The following is an 18517-nucleotide window of genomic DNA, read 5'->3' as shown; positions in this document are numbered from 1 at the left end:
CCGTACGCTGCTGAATATGGATATGCACACTGTCGTGGTGGGGACGACCGGAACCACCGCCGAGGACGTCGTCGCCGTGGCCCGCCACGGCGCCCGGGTCGAGCTCTCCGCCGCCGCCGTGGACGCGCTGGCCGCCTCCCGCCTCATCGTGGACGCGCTCGCAGCGAAGCCCGAGCCGGTCTATGGCGTCTCCACCGGCTTCGGCGCCCTGGCCAGCCGTCACATCAGCCCGGAGCTGCGCGCCCAGCTCCAGCGCAACATCGTCCGCTCACACGCGGCGGGCATGGGCCCCCGGGTGGAGCGCGAGGTCGTGCGCGCGCTGATGTTCCTCCGGCTCAAGACGGTCGCCTCCGGCCACACCGGCGTACGCCCCGAGGTCGCGCAGACCATGGCGGACGTGCTCAACGCGGGCATCACGCCCGTCGTCCACGAGTACGGTTCACTCGGCTGCTCCGGCGACCTCGCCCCCCTCTCCCACTGCGCGCTCACCCTGATGGGCGAGGGCGACGCGGAGGGTCCCGACGGCACGGTCCGCCCGGCGGGCGAGCTGCTCGCCGCGCACGGGATCACCCCGGTCGAGCTGCGCGAGAAGGAGGGCCTGGCCCTCCTCAACGGCACCGACGGCATGCTCGGCATGCTGGTCATGGCCCTCGCCGACCTGCGCAACCTCTACACCTCCGCCGACATCACCGCCGCCCTCTCGCTGGAGGCGCTGCTCGGCACGGACAAGGTCCTCGCCCCCGAGCTGCACGCCATCCGCCCGCACCCCGGCCAGGGCGTCAGCGCGGACAACATGCTGCGGGTGCTGGCCGGCTCGGGCCTGACCGGCCACCACCAGGACGACGCGCCCCGGGTCCAGGACGCCTACTCCGTGCGCTGCGCCCCCCAGGTCAACGGCGCGGGCCGCGACACGCTCGACTACGCGGCCGTGGTCGCCGGGCGCGAACTGGCCTCGTCGGTCGACAACCCGGTGATCCTCCCCGACGGGCGGGTGGAGTCCAACGGCAACTTCCACGGAGCGCCCGTCGCGTACGTCCTGGACTTCCTCGCCATCGTCGCCGCCGACCTCGGCTCGATCTGCGAGCGCCGCACCGACCGGCTGCTCGACAAGAACCGCTCGCACGGCCTGCCGCCGTTCCTCGCGGACGACGCCGGGGTCGATTCGGGCCTCATGATCGCCCAGTACACCCAGGCCGCCCTGGTCAGTGAGATGAAGCGGCTCGCCGTCCCCGCCTCCGCCGACTCCATCCCGTCCTCCGCGATGCAGGAGGACCACGTCTCCATGGGCTGGTCGGCCGCGCGCAAGCTCCGTACCGCTGTGGACAACCTGGCCAGGATCGTCGCCGTCGAGCTGTACGCGGCGACCCGCGCCGTGGAGATCCGGGCCGCCGGCGGCCTCACCCCGGCCCCCGCCTCGCAGGCCGCCGTGGCCGCGCTGCGGGCGGCCGGTGCACAGGGCCCGGGCCCGGACCGCTTCCTCGCGCCGGACCTGGCCGCCGCCGACACGTTCGTACGGGAGGGGCGTCTGGTCGCTGCCGTGGAGCCGGTCACGGGGCCGCTGGCCTGAGGCCGGCCCCGTACGCACACGAAGGGCTGCCGCACCGGGGGGTGTGGCAGCCCTTTACGCGTGTACGGGCTCAGACCGCCGGGCGTGCTGCGGTCCCGGAACGGCGCACCGAGTAGGTCACGAAGCCGGCACCGAGGCCCAGCAGCGCCGTGCCGCCGATCAGATACGGGGTGGTGTCCACCCCCGGCCCGGTCTCGGCGAGTTGCGGCGCGGTGGCGGCAAGGTCTTCGGCGGCCGGCTGCGCACCCCGGCCGGACGCGGCGGCCACGCCGCTCTGCGAGGTGGTTTCGACGGTCGCGTTGGCCGACGGGACGAACCAGAGAGCGGCCAGCAGCGTTCCCGCGGCGGTGGCGGTCAGGAGTGTGCGACGAGTGACGGACACAGTTTCGATCCCCTTGCGACAACCATGAGTTAGCCCCGTGGGCCGATGCTAAGCAAAGCAGCGGGTCGGAGGAAAGTCGTGGCGGCGATGAGTCATACGCTCCGGAGTATGAGCACAGAAGAGACATCCAGGTTTGTTCGCGTCCGGGTGGAAATGGTGCTGGAGGTCACCGACCTCGACGCCCTCACCGGCACCGCCCTCGAATCCATCGCCGCCGAGTACGGGGAGCCGGTCTCGGGCATCACCGAGAGCGACACCGCCGAGGAGCGCATGCATGCCGAGGCCACCGTCCGGGCGGACGGAGCGGAGGCCCTCGCCTCGCTGATCGACCCGTTCGACCTGGTCAGCGAGGTGCCCGGGGTCGAGCTCGCGCAGGCGTCCTGGAGCAGCGAGAGCGTCGACCACGACCCCGACGCGGAGGGCTGGGACGACGACGAGGACGACGAGGACGGCCCGTTCGTGGCCGGGATCGAGGACGACGAGGAGGGGTCCGGCGACGCGGTCGCGCACAATGGGAGGAATGACGGCGAGGACGGTGACCTCGCGCAGCGGGCCTGACGTGTGAGAACACCGGCCCCGGCCCCGCTTCACCGCGGACCGGGGCCGCGCTGTGCGGCAGTTCCGTATCCCGGCTCGACAGCGGGAACCACCGCTGCCGCAGCCGCGTCGATGAGTGGTGTTCCCCACATCCCTGGCGGATGTGGAACGGAGTGCCCGTTCCGGGTGTTCTTGGAACATTGACGGGGAATCGCCGCCTGGCGGCCCCGTTCGGGGATTTTGGGGAATCGGCAACGATGGAGAAGCGTGTGATGACGGACAGCAAGCGGCGCAGGGGCCTCGCGGCCGTGTCCGCACTGCTCGGCGGCGTGCTGGTGCTTTCGGCCTGTAGCGACGACGGCGACAAGAAGGCGGGCGCCGGAAGTTCGGAGTCGTCGCAGGCGCAGGAGGTGGACAAGGCCGCGGCCGAGGACGCGTCCGAGGCACAGATAGCCATCAAGCCGGAGAACGGCGCCACCAACGCCAGCATCAACAACGCCGCCCAGGTCTCCGTCGAGAAGGGCAAGCTGACCGAGGTCGTCATGACCACGGCGGACGGCAAGACGGTCGAGGGCACGCTGGCTGCCGACGGTTCCAGCTGGAAGCCGACGGGGCAGCTGGAGCGCTCCACCACGTACAAGATCGACGCCACGGCGGAGGACGCGAAGGGCCGCAAGGCCCACGAGAACAGCTCCTTCACCACCGTCTCGCCCGACAACAGCTTCATCGGGAACTTCACCCCCGAGGACGGCTCCACCGTCGGCGTCGGGATGCCCGTCTCGATCAACTTCAACAAGCCGATCACGGACAAGAAGGCCGTCCAGGACGGCATCACCGTGACCTCCAGCAGCGGCCAGGAGGTCGTCGGCCACTGGTTCAACGCCCAGCGCCTGGACCTGCGCCCCGAGAAGTACTGGCAGGGTGGCTCCACCGTCACCCTGAAGCTGGAGCTGGACGGCGTCGAGGGCGCGGACGGCGTCGTCGGCGTGCAGCAGAAGACCGTGACGTTCAAGGTCGGCCGCAACCAGGTCTCGACCGTCGACGCGAAGACCAAGATGATGACGGTCACCCGCGACGGCAAGACGATCAAGACCATCCCGATCTCCGCGGGCGCGCCCGAGAACCCCACGTACAACGGCGAGATGGTGATCTCCGAGAAGCACAAGGAGACCCGGATGAACGGCGCCACCGTCGGCTTCACCGATGACGACGGCAAGGGCGAGTACGACATCAAGGACGTGCCGCACGCGATGCGCCTGTCCACCTCGGGCACCTTCATCCACGGCAACTACTGGGGCAAGGGCATCTTCGGCACTGCCAACACCAGCCACGGCTGCGTGGGCCTCGCCGACGTGAAGGGCGCGAACGACGCCAACCAGCCCGCCGCCTGGTTCTACAACAACTCGCTCATCGGCGACGTGGTCATCGTCAAGAACTCCCCGGACAAGACCATCACCCCGGACAACGGCCTCAACGGCTGGAACATGGACTGGGCCCAGTGGAAGGCCGGCTCCGCCGCCTGACCCTGACCCTCGCTTCACCCCCCCACCCCCGCCCGCCCGAAGGCGGCGGCCCCCGAACGCCGGGGCCGCCGCCTTCGGCATACCCGGCGCGCCGCTCCGCGACCCCGCCGCCATGACCTCCGAGGTAATCGACGCCCGCCGTCCCGCCCGGCAGCATCGTGGGTGTCAGGAGGGCCCGGCGCACCGGCGCCGACGGCCACCACGATCCCACCCCCGGAGGACCGGACCATGACCGCGTACGCCCTCGCCCGTCTGCGCCCGACCGACGGCCCCGTCGAGGACGAGGTGCTGAGCTACATCGAGCGCATCCAGGCCACCATGGAGCCCTACGGGGGCCGCTTCCTGGTGCACGGGGCCGAGGTGGAGGTGGTGGAGGGGGCGTGGCCGGGCGCGTTGGTCGTCATCGCCTTCCCGGGTACCGAGGAGATCCGTGCCTGGTACGCGTCCCCCGCCTACCAGGCGATCCTGCCGCTGCGCACCCGGCACATCGACGGTGACGTGATCATCGTCCCGGGCGTCGGCCCGGAGTACGACGCGTCGGCGACCGCTGCGGCGATGCGGTCGGCGCGGGAGCGGGTGGCGGGGTAACCCTCGCGGGCGTGGGCCGACTCAGCCCGTGCGCTCCGCCACCGCCTCCCGGTAGTGCCGCAGGTCGCTGCGGTGGACCTGGCGCACCCCTGCCAGGTCCACCGCAGCGGCCGGGGGGCCGCCGCCCAGACGTTCCCGGGGCGGCTCCGCGGTGGCCCGGCGGAGGTGGTGCCAGGGCTGGAGGGGGAGCCAGAACAGGCCGTACAGCCAGCGCAGTGCCAGGCGGCGGAAGCCCGGCCGGCCCGCGTCGGGCAGCCGGATCACCCGTACGCCCATGATCAGCTTTCCGGCGCTCGCCCTTACGGCCATCGTGAGCAGCACCTGGTTGGCGAAGGACAACACGGTGAGGTGACCGATGAGCACCGCAGCCGTCCGGCCGGCCCCCGCACCCGCCGGGCCCAGGCAGGAGTGCACCAGCAGGCCGACGACCAGCAGGCACAGGTAGCAGTCGAGCCCGACCGCCAGGTAGCGGCGGGTCTCCCCGGTGCCCTTGGGGATACGGGGCGGGCGCCCAAGTGCTCCGCACGGGGGCGGCTGCGGCCGTCCAGGAGGGGCCACGGCCCGGCCGGATCCGAACAACAACCTTGGCTGATAAGGAGATTGCGCTCTCCGACGCCCCCGCGGCTTCGTCATGGAGAGCATCATGACTGATCGTCAGGCGAGGTGTCGCGGTTCCTGACGGGTAACCCCCTTGCCCGTGTCGGCCTTCACCGGTCCCTTACCGTGACGGGAACGGATGCACGAGTAGGCAGGGGGGCGGCGACGGGCTTCAACGGCACCACATGGAGGCTGCGGCGCAACACGGAACTCGTCGGGGAGATCGCCGTCGACGACGTCGACTTCCCGTGGGCCTGCGTCAAACGGCCAGTATGTGGATGGGTGTCGAAGATCATCGGGTGACGCGGGACAATCGGGGCGTACGACGCCGGCGCCCTCCGGTACGGGGGCGCCGACGCGCACGAGCCGACCCACGGAAGGTCTTGATCAGATGCCGCTCACCCCTGACTCCGCCCCTGACTCCGCCCCTGACTCCGTTCGCACGCACGATGCCGCGAACCGGGTCATCGAGCCGCTCTACGCCGAGATCCTGCGGCGCAACCAGGGCGAGAAGGAGTTCCACCAGGCGGTCCGCGAGGTCCTGGAGACGCTCGGTCCCGTGCTGACGCAGCGCCCCGAGTTCGTGGACGCCCGCATCATCGAGCGGCTGTGCGAGCCGGAGCGCCAGCTGATCTTCCGGGTGCCGTGGGCGGACGACTCCGGCGACATCCACGTCAACCGCGGCTTCCGGGTCGAGTTCTCCAGCTCGCTCGGCCCGTACAAGGGCGGCCTGCGCTTCCACCCGTCGGTCAACCTCGGCATCGTGAAGTTCCTCGGCTTCGAGCAGATCTTCAAGAACGCCCTCACCGGCATGCCCATCGGCGGCGGCAAGGGCGGCGCGGACTTCGACCCCAAGGGCCGTTCCGACGCCGAGATCATGCGGTTCTGCCAGTCCTTCATGACCGAGCTCCACCGCCACCTGGGCGAGTACACCGACGTCCCCGCCGGTGACATCGGCGTGGGCGGCCGCGAGATCGGCTACCTCTTCGGCCAGTACAAGCGGATCACCAACCGTTACGAGTCCGGCGTCCTCACCGGCAAGGGCCTCGGCTGGGGCGGCGCCCAGGCCCGTACGGAGGCCACCGGCTACGGCACGGTCCTGTTCACCGCCGAGATGCTGCGCAGCCGGGGCGAGTCGCTGGAGGGCCAGACCGTCGCGGTCTCCGGCTCGGGCAACGTGGCCATCTACGCCGTCGAGAAGGCCCAGCAGCTCGGCGCAACCGTCATCACCTGCTCGGACTCCGGCGGCTACGTCGTGGACGAGAAGGGCATAGACCTCGCCCTCCTCAAGGAGATCAAGGAGGCGGGCCGGGGCCGGGTCTCCGATTACGCCGAGCGGCGCGGCCCGCACGCCCGGTTCGTGGCCGGTACGGGGGTGTGGTCGGTCCCCGTGGACGTGGCCCTGCCCTGCGCCACCCAGAACGAGCTCCACGAGGCCGACGCGCTCGCACTCGTACGAAACGGGGTCAAGGCGGTCGCGGAGGGCGCCAACATGCCCACCACGCCGGACGCGGTCCGGGTCCTCCAGGAGGCGGGCGTCGCCTTCGCCCCCGGAAAGGCGGCCAACGCGGGCGGGGTCGCGACGAGCGCCCTGGAGATGCAGCAGAACGCCTCCCGGGACTCCTGGACCTTCTCCCACACGGAGGAGCGCCTGGCCGAGATCATGCGCCACATCCACGACTCCTGCTTCACGACCGCCGAACGCTACGGCAGCCCCGGCAACTACGTGGTGGGCGCGAACATCGCGGGCTTCGAGCTGGTGGCGGACGCGATGCTGGCGCAGGGTCTGATCTGACCGTACGCGGAGAGGCGCCGGCGCCGGAGTTGTGTCGCCGCCGGCACGGCTCCCCCGCGCGGGCGAGGCTGCCAGGTGTGGTCTCCCCCGCGCGGGGGAGCGGGTCGGCGCGCGCGGGGGACGCCTCGTCGTGCCCGCTCCGCGAGGGTGGAGTCATGACACTGAAGATCCTTCACCGCCCGCCGTCCGTCAGTGACACCGAGCGGCCCGTTCCTCGCTGGGCGATGCGCCTGGCCTACGCGCTCCCGCTGCTTCTGCTGCCGGCGTGCCTGTGGCGGCTGCCCTTCGCCCTGCACTTCGAGATGGGGCTGCTTCAGGAGGGCGGTAAGCCTGCCCTCTGGCTGAGCATTCCGTACGTCCTCGGGCTCAGCGTGTTGACCGAATTGATCGCGATCCTGACCATCGGGCTGGTCCGGGGCTGGGGAGAGGTGGTGCCGGCCTGGATACCGGTCATCGGCGGCCGACGCGTCCGGCCGATGGCGGCCGTCGTCCCCGCCGTGCTCGGCGGCCTGGTACTCACCTTCCTGTTCACCGCCGTCCCACTGGGCGACGATCGCGACCTCACCCTGTACGGCGTCATCGACACCGTCGAGTTCACCAACGGCGCCTGGAACGCGCTGGCGACGGTATGCGTCACTCCCATCGCGGCTTGGGGGCCCATCACCATCGCTCTCGCGATCGCCTACTACCGGCGCCGCGCCCCCGCCGTCGACGGGTGAGAACTCATCCAGGCCTTCGCCCTCAGCAGATCCGCCCGGAGCGCAACGCCCGCCCCGTGCCGGCCGGGCGCACTGCTCCTAGGCTGGAGCGGTGAGCATCCGAGCGAACAACCAGGCCCGCGTCATCCCCCTGCGCCCGTTCCCGGCCCCGGCCGGGCCCGCTCCGTCCCGGCAGCCGCTCTGGCGCGACCTCGTGGGGGACGTGCTGCGGAGGGAACGGCTGTCCCAGGGGCGGACGCTGAAGGAGGTGGCCGACGCCGCACGGATCTCGATGGCCTACCTCTCCGAGGTGGAGCGCGGCCGCAAGGAGGCCTCTTCCGAGGTGCTGGCGGCTGCTGCCCAGGCGCTCGGGCTGAGCCTCGCCGACGTCCTGGCGCTGGCCGGGGAGCGGCTGGTCAGCCTTACGGCGGCTCGGTCGCGGTCCCGGTCGCTCGGGACGGCCGGCGGTCACCGGTCCGTGGGCCCGGCGGGCCCGACGGGCGGCGTGCTGCTGGCGGCCTGATCCGGGGAAGGGCCGTCACGCACGGCCGTCGACCGGGCGGCCCGGCCCGCGAGCGCCCTGGCGGACGCCGAAGGGCCGGCCGCCGTGTCGATGCGCGCGCTCGCGCAGCGGCTGGGCACCGGGCCCGCCTCGCTCTACCGCTATGTCGGGAGCCGGGACGAGCTGCTGGACCTCATGGCGGACGCGGTCGCGGGCGAGCTGGACCTCTCCGCCGCCCCCAGCGGCGACTGGCTCGGCGACCTCGTCGGCCTGGCCCTCCAGTCCAAGGCCGCCCACGCCCGCCACCCCTGGCTCGCGGAGCTGAACGACCGCCGGGGCGAGGTGCTCGGCCCGCACGCGATCGACTATCTGGACCACGCCCTGGCGGTCCTGGCCCCCGCACCCGGCACGAGCCGGCAGAAGCTGGAGGCCATCGGGCTCCTGGGCGGCCTCGCCACGCTCTTCGCCCGCCGTGAGACCCCCGCGAGCGCCGAGGGCACCACCGGCGCGGGGGACCCGCCCGCCCAGGCGGCCCACCTGGCCGCGGTCGCCGCCGAGGGCCGCCATCCGCACCTGCTGGCCGCCCTCACGACGGCGGGCCCGCCACCCTCGGCGGGCCCGGCCGAGCGTGACGCACTGTTCGAACGGCTGCTGCGCCGACTGCTTCCGGCGATGCTCGGCTAGGGCCTGCCCTCATCGTCGTACGGCACATGCGTCAGTCGAGGCAGAACTCGTTGCCCTCGATGTCCTGCATCACGATGCACGACTCGTTCTCCTCGTCGGCGACCATCACGCGCTCGCACACCGCGCCGAGCGCCACCAGCCGGTCGCGCTCGGCCTCCAGCGTGGCGAGCCGCTCCGCACCCACGAGCCCGAGGCCGGCCCGCACATCGAGATGGACCCGGTTCTTGACGACCTTGCCCTCCGGCACGCGCTGGAAGTACAGGCGCGGGCCGGCCCCCGACGGATCGCTGCAGGCGAACCACGCGTCCCGGTCCCCGGTCGGCAGCGAGAGGTTGTAGTCGTCCCAGGTCGCGAACCCCTCCGGCACCGGCGGCACGACGTACCCCAGCACCTCGCACCAGAAACGGGCGAGGCGCTCGGGCTGCGCGCAGTCGAAGGTGACCTGGAGCTTCCGGATCTTCGTCATCCGGGCACCCTAACGGCGCGTGTCACCCACCGGCATCCGCATTTCCGCGCCGCGCTGCCGCTCAGCCCTCGACCGGTGCCACACCGATCGGGCAGGACACCCCCGTACCGCCGATTCCGCAGTAACCGCCCGGGTTCTTGTCCAGGTACTGCTGGTGGTACGCCTCCGCCGGCCAGAACGGGCGGCCCTCGGCCGGGAGGATCTCCGTGGTGATCTCCTTGTGGCCCGACGCCGTCAAGACCTTCTGGTACGCCTCACGGGAGGCGTCCGCCGCCGCTGCCTGGGCGGGGGAGTGGGTGTAGAGCGCGGAGCGGTACTGGGTGCCCACGTCGTTGCCCTGGCGGAAGCCCTGGGTCGGGTTGTGGGACTCCCAGAACAGCTTGAGCAGCTCCTCGTAACTGACGACGGCCGGGTCGAAGACGACGCGGACCGCCTCCGTGTGGCCGGTCAGGCCCGAGCAGGTCTCCTCGTACGTCGGGTTCTCCGTGTAGCCGCCCTGGTAGCCGGCCAGCGTCGTCCAGACGCCCTCGGTCTGCCAGAACTTCCGCTCCGCGCCCCAGAAGCAGCCGAGCGCGAAGTCCGCCACCTCCAGGCCCTGCGGGTACGGCCCCACCAGCGGGTTGCCGAGGACGGTGTGGCGGGAGGGGACGGTGAATTCGGGGACGGGACGGCCGCGCAGGGCCTGCTCCGGGGTGGGGAGCTCGGGGGTGCGGCGGTTCAGGAACATGCGGGGGCTCCTCCGGGGTCGGTGGGGTTCGGTAGGTACAACAAGGGACCCGCCACCGGGATTCCGGGCGGCCCGGGGGCGCAGGCTCACTGCGGCAGCGTCGCCGGGGAGCCGCCGTTCGCCTCGTACCCCGCGACCGCCAGCGCCCGGTAGACCGTGTACTGGGCGGCCGGGTCCGGGTCCGCCGTCCACGGCAGCGCGCCCACGTGGCCGTCGATGAGGACCAGCTGGTGCATCGCCTCCGACCAGCGCTCCATGTGGACGAGGAACAGCACCAGCAGGTGCCGTACGTGGGCGAGCATCGGGTCGTCCGGGCGGGCCGCGTGGACCGCGAACATCGCGCCCTCGACCGCCTTCACCACCACCTGGCCGCGGTAGAAGCCCTGCACGAGGTTGACCTCCGGCAGGTGCTCGTACACCGCGAACAGCGGCAGCGCGGCGAGCAGCGAGCCCTGCGGGGCGCGGGCGGCGGCGGCCGTGGCGAAGGCGTCGGCGTCCTTGCGGGAGCCGTGCCACTTCTCGCAGTGGAAGTGCAGCGCCGCGATGTGCGCGCCCATGTGGGCCGGGGCCCGGTCGATGATCTTCGCCCAGAGCTGGTCGAACTGCTCCGGGGTGTAGTTCAGGCCGCGGGCCACCGCCAGCTCCACGATGTACGGCACCGGGTCGCCCGGGGCGAGCAGCGCCGCCTCGCCGCAGACCGTACGGGCCTCCTCCAGGATGATCCGGAAGTCGTCGGTCCCCGCGGCCGAGGAGCGCCACGCCTGCTGCACCAGGAACTCGGCGTGCACGGCCGCCCCGCCCGCGTCCTTCGGGGCCTCCGCACGCCAGGCGCGCAGCCATGAGCCGCCCTTCCCCGGCTGCTGGGCCAGCTCCAGCGAGGCCGCGCCCGCGAAGGCCTGCACCCGCTGCCAGCGCACCTCGCCCTCCTTCGGCGTACCGGAGAGCAGTTGGGAGGCCGCTCGCCAGTCCTGGGTGGCCTGGACGACGTCGAGGACGTCCAGGAGGTCCTGGTCCGGGCCCGGCATCCGGACGTCCAGCTCCTCCTGGCGGGCGAAGCCGTACGTGTCGGGGTCGGCCGCGTCGGGCGAACCCGGGGCGACCTGGCGGATACCACCGCGGCGGCGCATGACCCAGGGGCCGATGATCGCGGCGAGCATGCACATCGCGAGCAGGAACAACAGAATCTCCATGGCTCCATTGTCCCCGGAGCGTGGAGTGGCCGGTAAGGGCCCTCGCGACGAACTACGCTCGGGACTCATGAGCGACCAGCACAGCTTCGAGACTCTCGCGATCCACGCGGGGAACACCGCCGACCCCCTCACCGGCGCGGTGGTTCCGCCCATCTACCAGGTGTCCACGTACAAGCAGGACGGCGTGGGAGGACTGCGCGGCGGTTACGAGTACAGCCGCAGCGCCAACCCGACCCGGACCGCCCTGGAGGAGAACCTGGCGGCCCTGGAAGGCGGCCGCCGCGGTCTCGCCTTCGCCTCCGGCCTCGCCGCCGAGGACTGCCTCCTGCGTACGCTGCTGACCCCCGGTGACCACGTGGTCATCCCGAACGACGCCTACGGCGGCACCTTCCGGCTGTTCGCGAAGGTCGCCGCGCGCTGGGGCGTGGAGTTCTCGGTCGCCGACACCTCGGACGTGGCGGCGGTGCGCGAGGCGATCACCCCCCGCACCAAGGCGGTCTGGGTGGAGACCCCCTCCAACCCGCTGCTCGGCATCAGCGACATCGCCGCCGTCGCCCAGGTCGCGCACCAGGCCGGGGCGCGCCTCGTCGTCGACAACACCTTCGCCTCGCCCTACCTCCAGCAGCCGCTCGCGCTCGGCGCGGACGTCATCGTGCACTCCACCACCAAGTACATGGGCGGCCACTCCGACGTCGTCGGCGGCGCGCTCGTCGTCAGCGACCCGGAGCTGGCCGAGGAGCTGGCCTTCCACCAGAACGCCATGGGCGCGGTCTCCGGCCCCTTCGACGCCTGGCTCGTGCTGCGCGGCATCAAGACCCTCGCCGTCCGCATGGACCGTCACACCGAGAACGCCACCAAGGTCGCCGATCTGCTGACCCGCCACCCCAAGGTCTCCCACGTCCTCTACCCGGGGCTCCCCGAGCACCCCGGCCACGAGGTCGCCGCCAAGCAGATGAAGGCGTTCGGCGGCATGGTCTCCTTCCGCGTCGCGGGCGGTGAGGAGGCGGCGGTGGAGGTCTGCAACCGGGCGAAGCTCTTCACGCTGGGCGAGTCCCTCGGCGGTGTCGAGTCGCTGATCGAGCACCCCGGCCGGATGACGCACGCCTCCGTCGCGGGCTCCCTGCTGGAGGTCCCCGCCGACCTGGTCCGCCTCTCCGTCGGCATCGAGAACGGCGACGACCTGCTGGCCGACCTCACCCAGGCGCTGGGCTGACCGGCCGCCGTACGGCGACACACCCGGGCGCCCGCCGCTGAACGGCGGGCGCCCGCACGGATCAGACGTTCACCCTCTCGTCCTCCAGCATGGCCCGCACCTGGCTCCGCAGTTCGGGGCTGTCCTCATGGTCGTGGACGGAGACGGCGTGCTCGCTCGCGGCGCGGACGACCTCGTCCTCCTCACCGGAAATGGTGAGTGAGCAGTTCATCTCGCTCGGGTACTTGCGGCAGTCGGCGATCTTCCGTGTCATGACGGCCTCCTCGGCTCGTACGACGACCGGCTCCTCCAGGATAGGCCGGTCCCCCGGGGCTCCGACGCCGTCACCACCCCTCCAGCGGTGGTGTCACCTCCGCCGGTTCCGGCAGCCACGGCTGCTCGACCCCGGCCCACACCAGGAACGCCGCGAACGCCGTCCCCGCCAGCCACCAGGCCGTGCGCCGCATCCCGCGGCGCAGCCGCAGCAGCCGGGCGCCGCGCCGCGCGGCCCGGTCCGCCAGACCGGGCGGCACCGGCGGGTGCGGCCCCTGAAGCATCCGGCGGACCTCCGCCGCCTTGCGGTCCTGGCCCCGGTCCCGGATCACGGCGTCGCCCCGGAAGCGAACGGCGAACCGGCGGCCGGACCCCTGCGCCCCGAACCGGCCGCCCCGCGCCCTGTTACCCCCGAGCGCATCGCCGCGATCGAGCGGTCGCAGACAGCCCGTACCCGGTCCGCCGGAAGCCCCAGCAGCGCCGCCGTCTGGTCCTCGCCGACCTCCTCGTACAGCCGCAGCACCAGCACCAGCCGCTCCAGCGGCGCGAGCCGGTCCAGCACCCCGCCGAGCGGGTGCCGGTGGCGCCAGGCCTCCCGGGCGAAGCGGACCGCGAGCTCCTGGCGGGTGCGGTCGTAGGGGTCCTCGCCGCGCAGCCCGTCCCACTCCGCGTACGTACGTGCCAGGGCCGCGCAGAGCAGCCGCTGGGCCCGTACGTTGGTGCCGGCCGGTGCGGCCGGCTCGGCGGTGAGCAGCGTCGCCGTGTACAGCAGGCGGCCGCCCGCGCCTGCCACGAAGGCCTGGAACTCCTGGGCGCGGAGCCGTTCCCGGTGGGTCTGCCGCTCTCGCATGCAGCTCATCCGAGCCCTGGTGCGGTGCCCGGGTCAAGAGGGGCGGCACACCGGGTCCGGGGTCCGCGGCCCTCCCCTCAGTCCGCCGGTCCCGGGCCCGGCGCGATGGCGAGCGGCAGGGCCCGGGTTGTGACCGGCGCCGGCGACGTGGATCGGAGGGTACGGCAAGGCCTACAGGGCCTGGACGGCCTGTGGGCACAAGGAAGTTCGCGGGATGCGCGACGGACGGCTCACGGGGTGCGCGTCGCCGGGACGGGGGCCGGGAGGTGTCAGTCGCTCTGCGGCGGCTGAGCGGCCTGCCGGGCGGCCAGCGAACCGTTGAACCGGGTGAGCAGCGCGCAGAAGGTGTCCCGCTCCTCCTGCGTCCAGCCGTCCGTCACCTGCGACATCAGCTCGCGCCGCGAGGCGCGGACCTCCTCCAGGCGGGCCTGGCCGCGAGGAGAGAGCTGGAGCACGACGGCCCGGCCGTCCTCCGGGTGCGAGGTCCGCTTGACCAGCCCGGTGTCGACCAGCGGGGCGACCTGCCGGGTCACGGTCGAGGAGTCGATCCCCATGCCCGCGGCGAGCGCCTTGACGCCCATCGGGCCTTCCTTGTCCAGCCGGTTCAGCAGCAGGTACGCCGCCCGGTCCATCGAGTTGCGGACCTGGCCGACACCGCCGAGGCGGGTCTGCTCGGCACGGCGGGCGAAGACCGCCACCTGGTGCTGGAGGGAGTCCAGCAGGCGGTCGGGACCCGGGTGTTCGGGGGCGGCGCCCCCGGAAGGAGACGCAGCAGTCGTCATGTCCTGAGGGGGCATGGCCGGGGGCTCTCTTCGTGCGGTGTCGGATGGGTGGGGGACAGAGTACGCGGCCCCGGGGCAACGCGTACCAGTGCCGCACAAACCTGCGGACACCACCGCAGGCCGCCATGAGACAAGTCTGCCGCGACGGCTCCGAGCTGCAAGACTTGCCGGCATGACGTTCCGCGCGACCGCCCGACACCCGGCCCTGATCCTCGACGACGTCCGGGGCGCGCAGAAAATGCTGTCCGGGGTGGCCAGAGTCACCGCCCTGGAGGGCAGCCGGCATCTGACCGAGCTGGTCGGCGCCCCCGTCCACCTCAAGTGCGAGAACCTCCAGCGCACCGGCTCCTTCAAACTGCGCGGCGCGTACGTCCGGATCTCCGGCCTCACCCCCGTGGAGCGGGCGGCCGGGGTCGTCGCCGCGAGCGCCGGGAACCACGCCCAGGGCGTCGCGCTGGCCTCCTCCCTCCTCGGCGTGCGCTCCACGGTCTTCATGCCCGTCGGGGCACCGCTCCCCAAGGTCGCCGCGACCCAGGAGTACGGGGCCGAGGTGCGGCTGCACGGACAGGTCGTCGACGAGACACTGGCCGCCGCCCAGGAGTACGCGGACCGGACCGGCGCGGTCTTCATCCACCCCTTCGACCACCCCGACATCATCGCGGGCCAGGGAACGGTCGGCCTGGAGATCCTGGAACAGTGCCCGGAGGTCCGCACCATCGTCGTCGGCATCGGCGGCGGCGGTCTCGCGGCCGGTATCGCCGTCGCGGTGAAGGCGCTGCGCCCCGACATCCGCATCGTCGGCATCCAGGCCGAGGGCGCCGCCGCCTACCCGCCCTCGCTGGCCGCCGGCCGCCCGGTCTCCCTGGACAACCCGGTCACGATGGCGGACGGCATCAAGGTGGGGCGCCCCGGCGACGTCCCGTTCGCGGTGATCGAGGAGCTGGTCGACGAGGTCCGCACCGTCACCGAGAACGAGCTCTCCAGCGCGCTGCTGCTCTGCCTGGAGCGGGCCAAGCTCGTGGTGGAACCGGCCGGGGCGAGCCCGGTGGCCGCACTGCTCAGCGACCCGGACGCATTCCGGGGGCCGGTGGTGGCGGTGCTCTCCGGCGGCAACGTGGACCCGCTGCTGATGCAGCGCGTCCTGCGCCACGGGATGTCCGCCGCGGGCCGCTATCTGAGCCTGCGGCTGCGGCTCACCGACCGGCCTGGGGCGCTGGCCACCCTGCTGGCCGCACTGACCGTCGCCGACGCCAACGTGCTCGATATCGGCCATGTGCGCACCGACCCACGCCTCGGCCTGACCGAAGTGGAGGTCGACCTCCACCTGGAGACCAAGGGCCCCCGCCACTGCGAAGAGGTCGAGGCGGCGCTGCGCGCGGAGGGGTACCGGGTCATCGGCTGACCGTACGGTTCCTCACGGTTGGCCGGATCTCGTTATTCACCGCGCGGTGAAGCCCCGCCGATCCTAGGATCGCTCACGCAACCACGCAGGTGTACGTCGTCCGCGAGTGATGGGGGAGTTCGTCCATGCCAGGTGCCATCCATGCCGAAGGTCTGGTCAAGACCTTCGGTGACGTACGAGCCCTGGACGGAGTCGACCTCGATGTGCCCGAGGGCACCGTCCTCGGGCTCCTCGGACCCAACGGCGCGGGCAAGACGACCGCCGTACGGGTCCTGACCACTCTCCTGCGCCCCGACAGCGGCAGGGCGTTCGTGGCCGGCATCGACGTGCTGAAGAAGCCCAACGAGGTACGCCGCAGCATCGGGCTCTCCGGTCAGTACGCCGCGGTCGACGAGTATCTGACCGGCCGCGAGAACCTTCAGATGGTCGGGCAGCTCTACCAGATGAGCGCCCGCGACGCGAAGGCCCGGGCGGGCGTCCTGCTGGAGCGGTTCAACCTCGCCGACGCCGCCGACCGTACGGCCAAGACGTACTCCGGAGGGATGCGCCGCCGCCTCGACCTCGCGGCCGCCCTGGTCGTCTCGCCGCCCGTGATGTTCATGGACGAGCCGACGACCGGCCTCGACCCGCGCAACCGGCAGCAACTGTGGGACGTCATCGAGGACCTGGTGGCAGGCGGTACGACGCTGCTGCTGACCACGCAGTACCTGGAGGAGGCCGACCGCCTGGCCCACGACATCTGCGTCATCGACCACGGCAAGGTCATCGCCCGCGGCACCTCCGACGAGCTCAAGGCCCGCACCGGGGGCGAGCGCGTCGAGGTCGTCGTGCACCGCCCGGACGAGATCGAACCCGCCCGGTCGGTGCTGGCCGCCCTCGGCAAGGGCGAGGTCACCGTCGTACGGCTCTCCCGCAAGCTGACCGTCCCGGTGAGCGGCGGGGCCAAGCTGCTCGCCGAGATCATCCGCGAGCTGGACAGGAGCGGCGTGGAGATCGACGACATCGCCCTGCGCCGCCCGACGCTGGACGATGTCTTCCTCTCGCTCACCGGCCACGCCGCCGCGGCGGACGACAGCGACGACGCCGACGCCGACGCCGACGCCAAGGAGGACACCCCGTGAGCGTCACCACCAAGGACGCCCCTGCCCTGGCCCCCCGCCCGTCCGGCGGTGTGGTCCAGTCGGTCAGGGACTCGCTCGTCGTCGCCAAGCGGAACCTGATCAGGATGACCCGGATCCCCGAGATGGTGCTCTTCGGGGTCATCCAGCCGGTCATGTTCGTCGTGCTGTTCACGTACGTCTTCGGCGGCTCGATGAGCGTCGGGGGCACGACCGATCCTGACGTCTACAAGAACTTCCTCATGGCCGGGATCTTCGCGCAGACCGTCACCTTCGCCACCGCGGGGTCGGCGGCCGGGATCGCCGACGACATGCAGAAGGGCCTCGTCGACCGCTTCCGGTCCCTCCCGATGGCGCGGGGCGCGGTGCTCACCGGCCGGACCGTCGCCGACCTCGTGCAGACGTGCATCACCCTGCTCGTCCTGGCGATCGTCGCGCTGATCGTCGGCTGGCGCACCGGCTCGGCCGAGCCGACCAACGCCGGCCGGGTCCTGGCCGCCTTCGGCCTGCTGCTCCTCCTGGGGTACGCCTTCACCTGGATCGGTGCCCTGATCGGGCTGTCGGTCCGGACCCCGGAGGCCGCGACCTCGGGCGGGATCATCTGGCTGTTCCCGGTCACATTCATCTCGAACGCGTTCGTCGACTCCAGCCAGATGACGCCCTGGCTGCGGCACGTCGCCGACTGGAACCCCTTCAGCGCCACCGTCCAGGCGTGCCGCGAGCTGTTCGGCAACCCGGGAGTGGTGGAATCCAGCGCCTGGCCGATGCAGCACCCCGTCTGGGCGTCGCTGCTCTGGTCCGTGCTGATCATCGTGGTCTTCCGCACGCTCGCGGTCCGCAAGTACCGGCGGTCGAGCGGCTGACGTGTCGTGGCCCGTCCCGCATCCGTGACGCGGAGGGAGCCCCGGCCTACACAGGCCGGGGCTCCCTCCGCGTTCCGTCGTGGTGGCCGGGCGTCAGCCCGTGTACGGCTTCGCCGCCAGGATCTTCACCGTGGCCGTCTTGCCGTTCGGCAGCTCGTACTCGGCTTCCTCGCCCGTGCGCTTGCCGTTCACGCCGATGCCGAGCGGGGACTGCGGGGAGTACGTCTCGATGTCCCCGCTGGCGTACTCGCGGGAGGCGAGCAGGAACGTCGTCGTATCGTCCTCGTCGCCGTCGAAGGCGATCGTCACGACCATGCCGGGCTCGACCACGCCGTCGTCGGCCGGAGCCTCGCCGACCTTCGCGTGCTCCAGGAGCTGGGTGAGCTGGCGCACCCGCAGCTCCATCTTGCCCTGCTCCTCCTTGGCCGCGTGGTACCCGCCGTTCTCCCGGAGGTCACCCTCCTCACGGGCCGCCGCGATCTTGACGGCGATCTCCGTGCGCGCGGGACCAGACAGGTACTCCAGCTCGGCCTTGAGCTGGTTGTACGCCTCCTGCGTGAGCCAGGTGACGTTTTCGCTGGTCTGGGTCACAGGTGCTCCTCGTCGGTGCTGGGAATACAAAGCATCGCCCTACCCGGAAGCATGCGCTTCCTCGGGTGGGCGAAACCACGAGCCTAACAATTCCCCAGGAAAAGGGGGAGAAGGTAAACCGTCACACGTCCGGGTGGGCTGCCCCGCTGACGGAAGATGCAGGTCAGAGGGGGTGCTCCGGATCAGGTGC

Annotated in this window: 21 protein-coding genes and 1 pseudogene; 12 read left to right on the top strand and 10 right to left on the bottom strand. The window is 71.9% G+C overall.

All coding sequences use genetic code 11. The annotated features are described in order from the left end of the window. Nucleotides 1-16 precede the first annotated feature (16 nt). On the top strand, nucleotides 17-1567 hold the full coding sequence (hutH, locus tag ABZ154_RS16780) for a histidine ammonia-lyase (RefSeq protein WP_356833223.1): 1551 nt from the start codon (nucleotides 17-19) through the stop codon (nucleotides 1565-1567). 70 nt (nucleotides 1568-1637) lie between these two features. On the opposite strand, the gene ABZ154_RS16775 is transcribed toward hutH, so the two are convergent. Beyond that, nucleotides 1638-1949 carry a hypothetical protein gene (locus ABZ154_RS16775; RefSeq protein WP_356833221.1) on the bottom strand — a complete coding sequence of 104 codons (312 nt, stop codon included), beginning with the start codon at nucleotides 1947-1949 and terminating at the stop codon, nucleotides 1638-1640. A gap of 153 nt (nucleotides 1950-2102) precedes the next feature. Between ABZ154_RS16775 and ABZ154_RS16770 the strand changes: the two genes are divergently transcribed. The 3 genes from ABZ154_RS16770 (at nucleotide 2103) to ABZ154_RS16760 (ending at nucleotide 4597) form a co-directional block, all read left to right on the top strand. Further along, the gene (locus tag ABZ154_RS16770) at nucleotides 2103-2507 is read left to right on the top strand and encodes a hypothetical protein (RefSeq protein ID WP_356833296.1); all 405 of its coding nucleotides are present in this window, start codon (nucleotides 2103-2105) and stop codon (nucleotides 2505-2507) included. A 236-nt stretch (nucleotides 2508-2743) separates the two neighbouring features. Next, nucleotides 2744-4009, top strand: a complete 1266-nt coding sequence (locus ABZ154_RS16765) for an Ig-like domain-containing protein (RefSeq protein WP_356833219.1) — start codon at nucleotides 2744-2746, stop codon at nucleotides 4007-4009. A gap of 228 nt (nucleotides 4010-4237) precedes the next feature. Continuing rightward, the gene (locus ABZ154_RS16760) at nucleotides 4238-4597 is read left to right on the top strand and encodes a DUF1330 domain-containing protein (protein WP_356833217.1); all 360 of its coding nucleotides are present in this window, start codon (nucleotides 4238-4240) and stop codon (nucleotides 4595-4597) included. A 21-nt stretch (nucleotides 4598-4618) separates the two neighbouring features. On the opposite strand, the gene ABZ154_RS16755 is transcribed toward ABZ154_RS16760, so the two are convergent. Then, complete coding sequence (locus ABZ154_RS16755) at nucleotides 4619-5095, bottom strand: RDD family protein (RefSeq protein ID WP_356833294.1); 477 nt, start codon at nucleotides 5093-5095, stop codon at nucleotides 4619-4621. 490 nt (nucleotides 5096-5585) lie between these two features. On the opposite strand from ABZ154_RS16755, the gene gdhA reads away from it, so the two are divergent. The 4 genes and pseudogenes from gdhA to ABZ154_RS16735 all read left to right on the top strand — a co-directional run. After that, nucleotides 5586-6989, top strand: a complete 1404-nt coding sequence (gene gdhA, locus ABZ154_RS16750; protein WP_356833215.1) for an NADP-specific glutamate dehydrogenase — start codon at nucleotides 5586-5588, stop codon at nucleotides 6987-6989. Nucleotides 6990-7144: 155 nt separating this feature from the next. After that, nucleotides 7145-7708: a hypothetical protein gene (locus ABZ154_RS16745; protein WP_356833213.1), complete on the top strand. Its 564-nt coding sequence runs from the start codon at nucleotides 7145-7147 to the stop codon at nucleotides 7706-7708. A gap of 91 nt (nucleotides 7709-7799) precedes the next feature. Then, nucleotides 7800-8210, top strand: a complete 411-nt coding sequence (locus ABZ154_RS16740) for a helix-turn-helix transcriptional regulator (protein WP_356833211.1) — start codon at nucleotides 7800-7802, stop codon at nucleotides 8208-8210. 54 nt (nucleotides 8211-8264) lie between these two features. Further along, nucleotides 8265-8873: pseudogene (locus ABZ154_RS16735) on the top strand (TetR/AcrR family transcriptional regulator); the annotation flags it as partial. A gap of 31 nt (nucleotides 8874-8904) precedes the next feature. On the opposite strand, the gene ABZ154_RS16730 reads toward ABZ154_RS16735, so the two are convergent. The 3 genes from ABZ154_RS16730 to ABZ154_RS16720 form a co-directional block, all read right to left on the bottom strand. Then, nucleotides 8905-9339, bottom strand: a complete 435-nt coding sequence (locus tag ABZ154_RS16730; RefSeq protein WP_356833209.1) for a VOC family protein — start codon at nucleotides 9337-9339, stop codon at nucleotides 8905-8907. Between the two features lie 61 nt (nucleotides 9340-9400). Further along, a complete protein-coding gene (msrA, locus tag ABZ154_RS16725) occupies nucleotides 9401-10066 on the bottom strand; it encodes a peptide-methionine (S)-S-oxide reductase MsrA (protein ID WP_356833207.1) in 666 nt (221 codons plus the stop codon). Between the two features lie 86 nt (nucleotides 10067-10152). After that, a complete protein-coding gene (locus ABZ154_RS16720) occupies nucleotides 10153-11256 on the bottom strand; it encodes a hypothetical protein (protein ID WP_356833205.1) in 1104 nt (367 codons plus the stop codon). 67 nt (nucleotides 11257-11323) lie between these two features. Here ABZ154_RS16720 and ABZ154_RS16715 point away from each other — a divergent pair, with 67 nt between their 5' ends. After that, on the top strand, nucleotides 11324-12469 hold the full coding sequence (locus ABZ154_RS16715) for a cystathionine gamma-synthase (protein ID WP_356833203.1): 1146 nt from the start codon (nucleotides 11324-11326) through the stop codon (nucleotides 12467-12469). A 61-nt stretch (nucleotides 12470-12530) separates the two neighbouring features. Here the strand turns inward: ABZ154_RS16715 and ABZ154_RS16710 are convergent, their stop codons facing one another. From ABZ154_RS16710 to ABZ154_RS16695, 4 genes are all read right to left on the bottom strand, one after another. Continuing rightward, nucleotides 12531-12722, bottom strand: a complete 192-nt coding sequence (locus tag ABZ154_RS16710) for a DUF1059 domain-containing protein (protein ID WP_356833201.1) — start codon at nucleotides 12720-12722, stop codon at nucleotides 12531-12533. A gap of 70 nt (nucleotides 12723-12792) precedes the next feature. Next, a complete protein-coding gene (locus ABZ154_RS16705) occupies nucleotides 12793-13053 on the bottom strand; it encodes a hypothetical protein (protein WP_356833199.1) in 261 nt (86 codons plus the stop codon). After that, nucleotides 13050-13571, bottom strand: coding sequence for a sigma factor-like helix-turn-helix DNA-binding protein (locus ABZ154_RS16700; protein WP_356833197.1), 522 nt, complete (start codon nucleotides 13569-13571; stop codon nucleotides 13050-13052). The genes ABZ154_RS16705 and ABZ154_RS16700 overlap by 4 nt, the downstream gene beginning before the upstream one ends. A gap of 269 nt (nucleotides 13572-13840) precedes the next feature. Then, nucleotides 13841-14368, bottom strand: a complete 528-nt coding sequence (locus tag ABZ154_RS16695) for a MarR family transcriptional regulator (RefSeq protein WP_356833195.1) — start codon at nucleotides 14366-14368, stop codon at nucleotides 13841-13843. Between the two features lie 157 nt (nucleotides 14369-14525). On the opposite strand from ABZ154_RS16695, the gene ilvA reads away from it, so the two are divergent. From ilvA to ABZ154_RS16680, 3 genes are all read left to right on the top strand, one after another. Next, the gene (gene ilvA / locus ABZ154_RS16690) at nucleotides 14526-15755 is read left to right on the top strand and encodes a threonine ammonia-lyase (protein WP_356833193.1); all 1230 of its coding nucleotides are present in this window, start codon (nucleotides 14526-14528) and stop codon (nucleotides 15753-15755) included. 125 nt (nucleotides 15756-15880) lie between these two features. Beyond that, on the top strand, nucleotides 15881-16876 hold the full coding sequence (locus ABZ154_RS16685; protein ID WP_356833191.1) for an ATP-binding cassette domain-containing protein: 996 nt from the start codon (nucleotides 15881-15883) through the stop codon (nucleotides 16874-16876). Further along, nucleotides 16873-17736, top strand: a complete 864-nt coding sequence (locus ABZ154_RS16680) for an ABC transporter permease (protein ID WP_356833189.1) — start codon at nucleotides 16873-16875, stop codon at nucleotides 17734-17736. The genes ABZ154_RS16685 and ABZ154_RS16680 overlap by 4 nt, the downstream gene beginning before the upstream one ends. Nucleotides 17737-17829: 93 nt before the next feature. Here the strand turns inward: ABZ154_RS16680 and greA are convergent, their stop codons facing one another. Beyond that, the gene (gene greA, locus ABZ154_RS16675; RefSeq protein ID WP_073878955.1) at nucleotides 17830-18327 is read right to left on the bottom strand and encodes a transcription elongation factor GreA; all 498 of its coding nucleotides are present in this window, start codon (nucleotides 18325-18327) and stop codon (nucleotides 17830-17832) included. Nucleotides 18328-18517: the final 190 nt, after the last annotated feature.

It is taken from the genome of Streptomyces sp. NPDC006261, from assembly GCF_040613515.1.
Lineage (GTDB): Bacteria > Actinomycetota > Actinomycetes > Streptomycetales > Streptomycetaceae > Streptomyces.
Note: the sequence above shows the minus strand (reverse complement) of the source record. Positions and strands in the feature narration are given on the sequence as shown.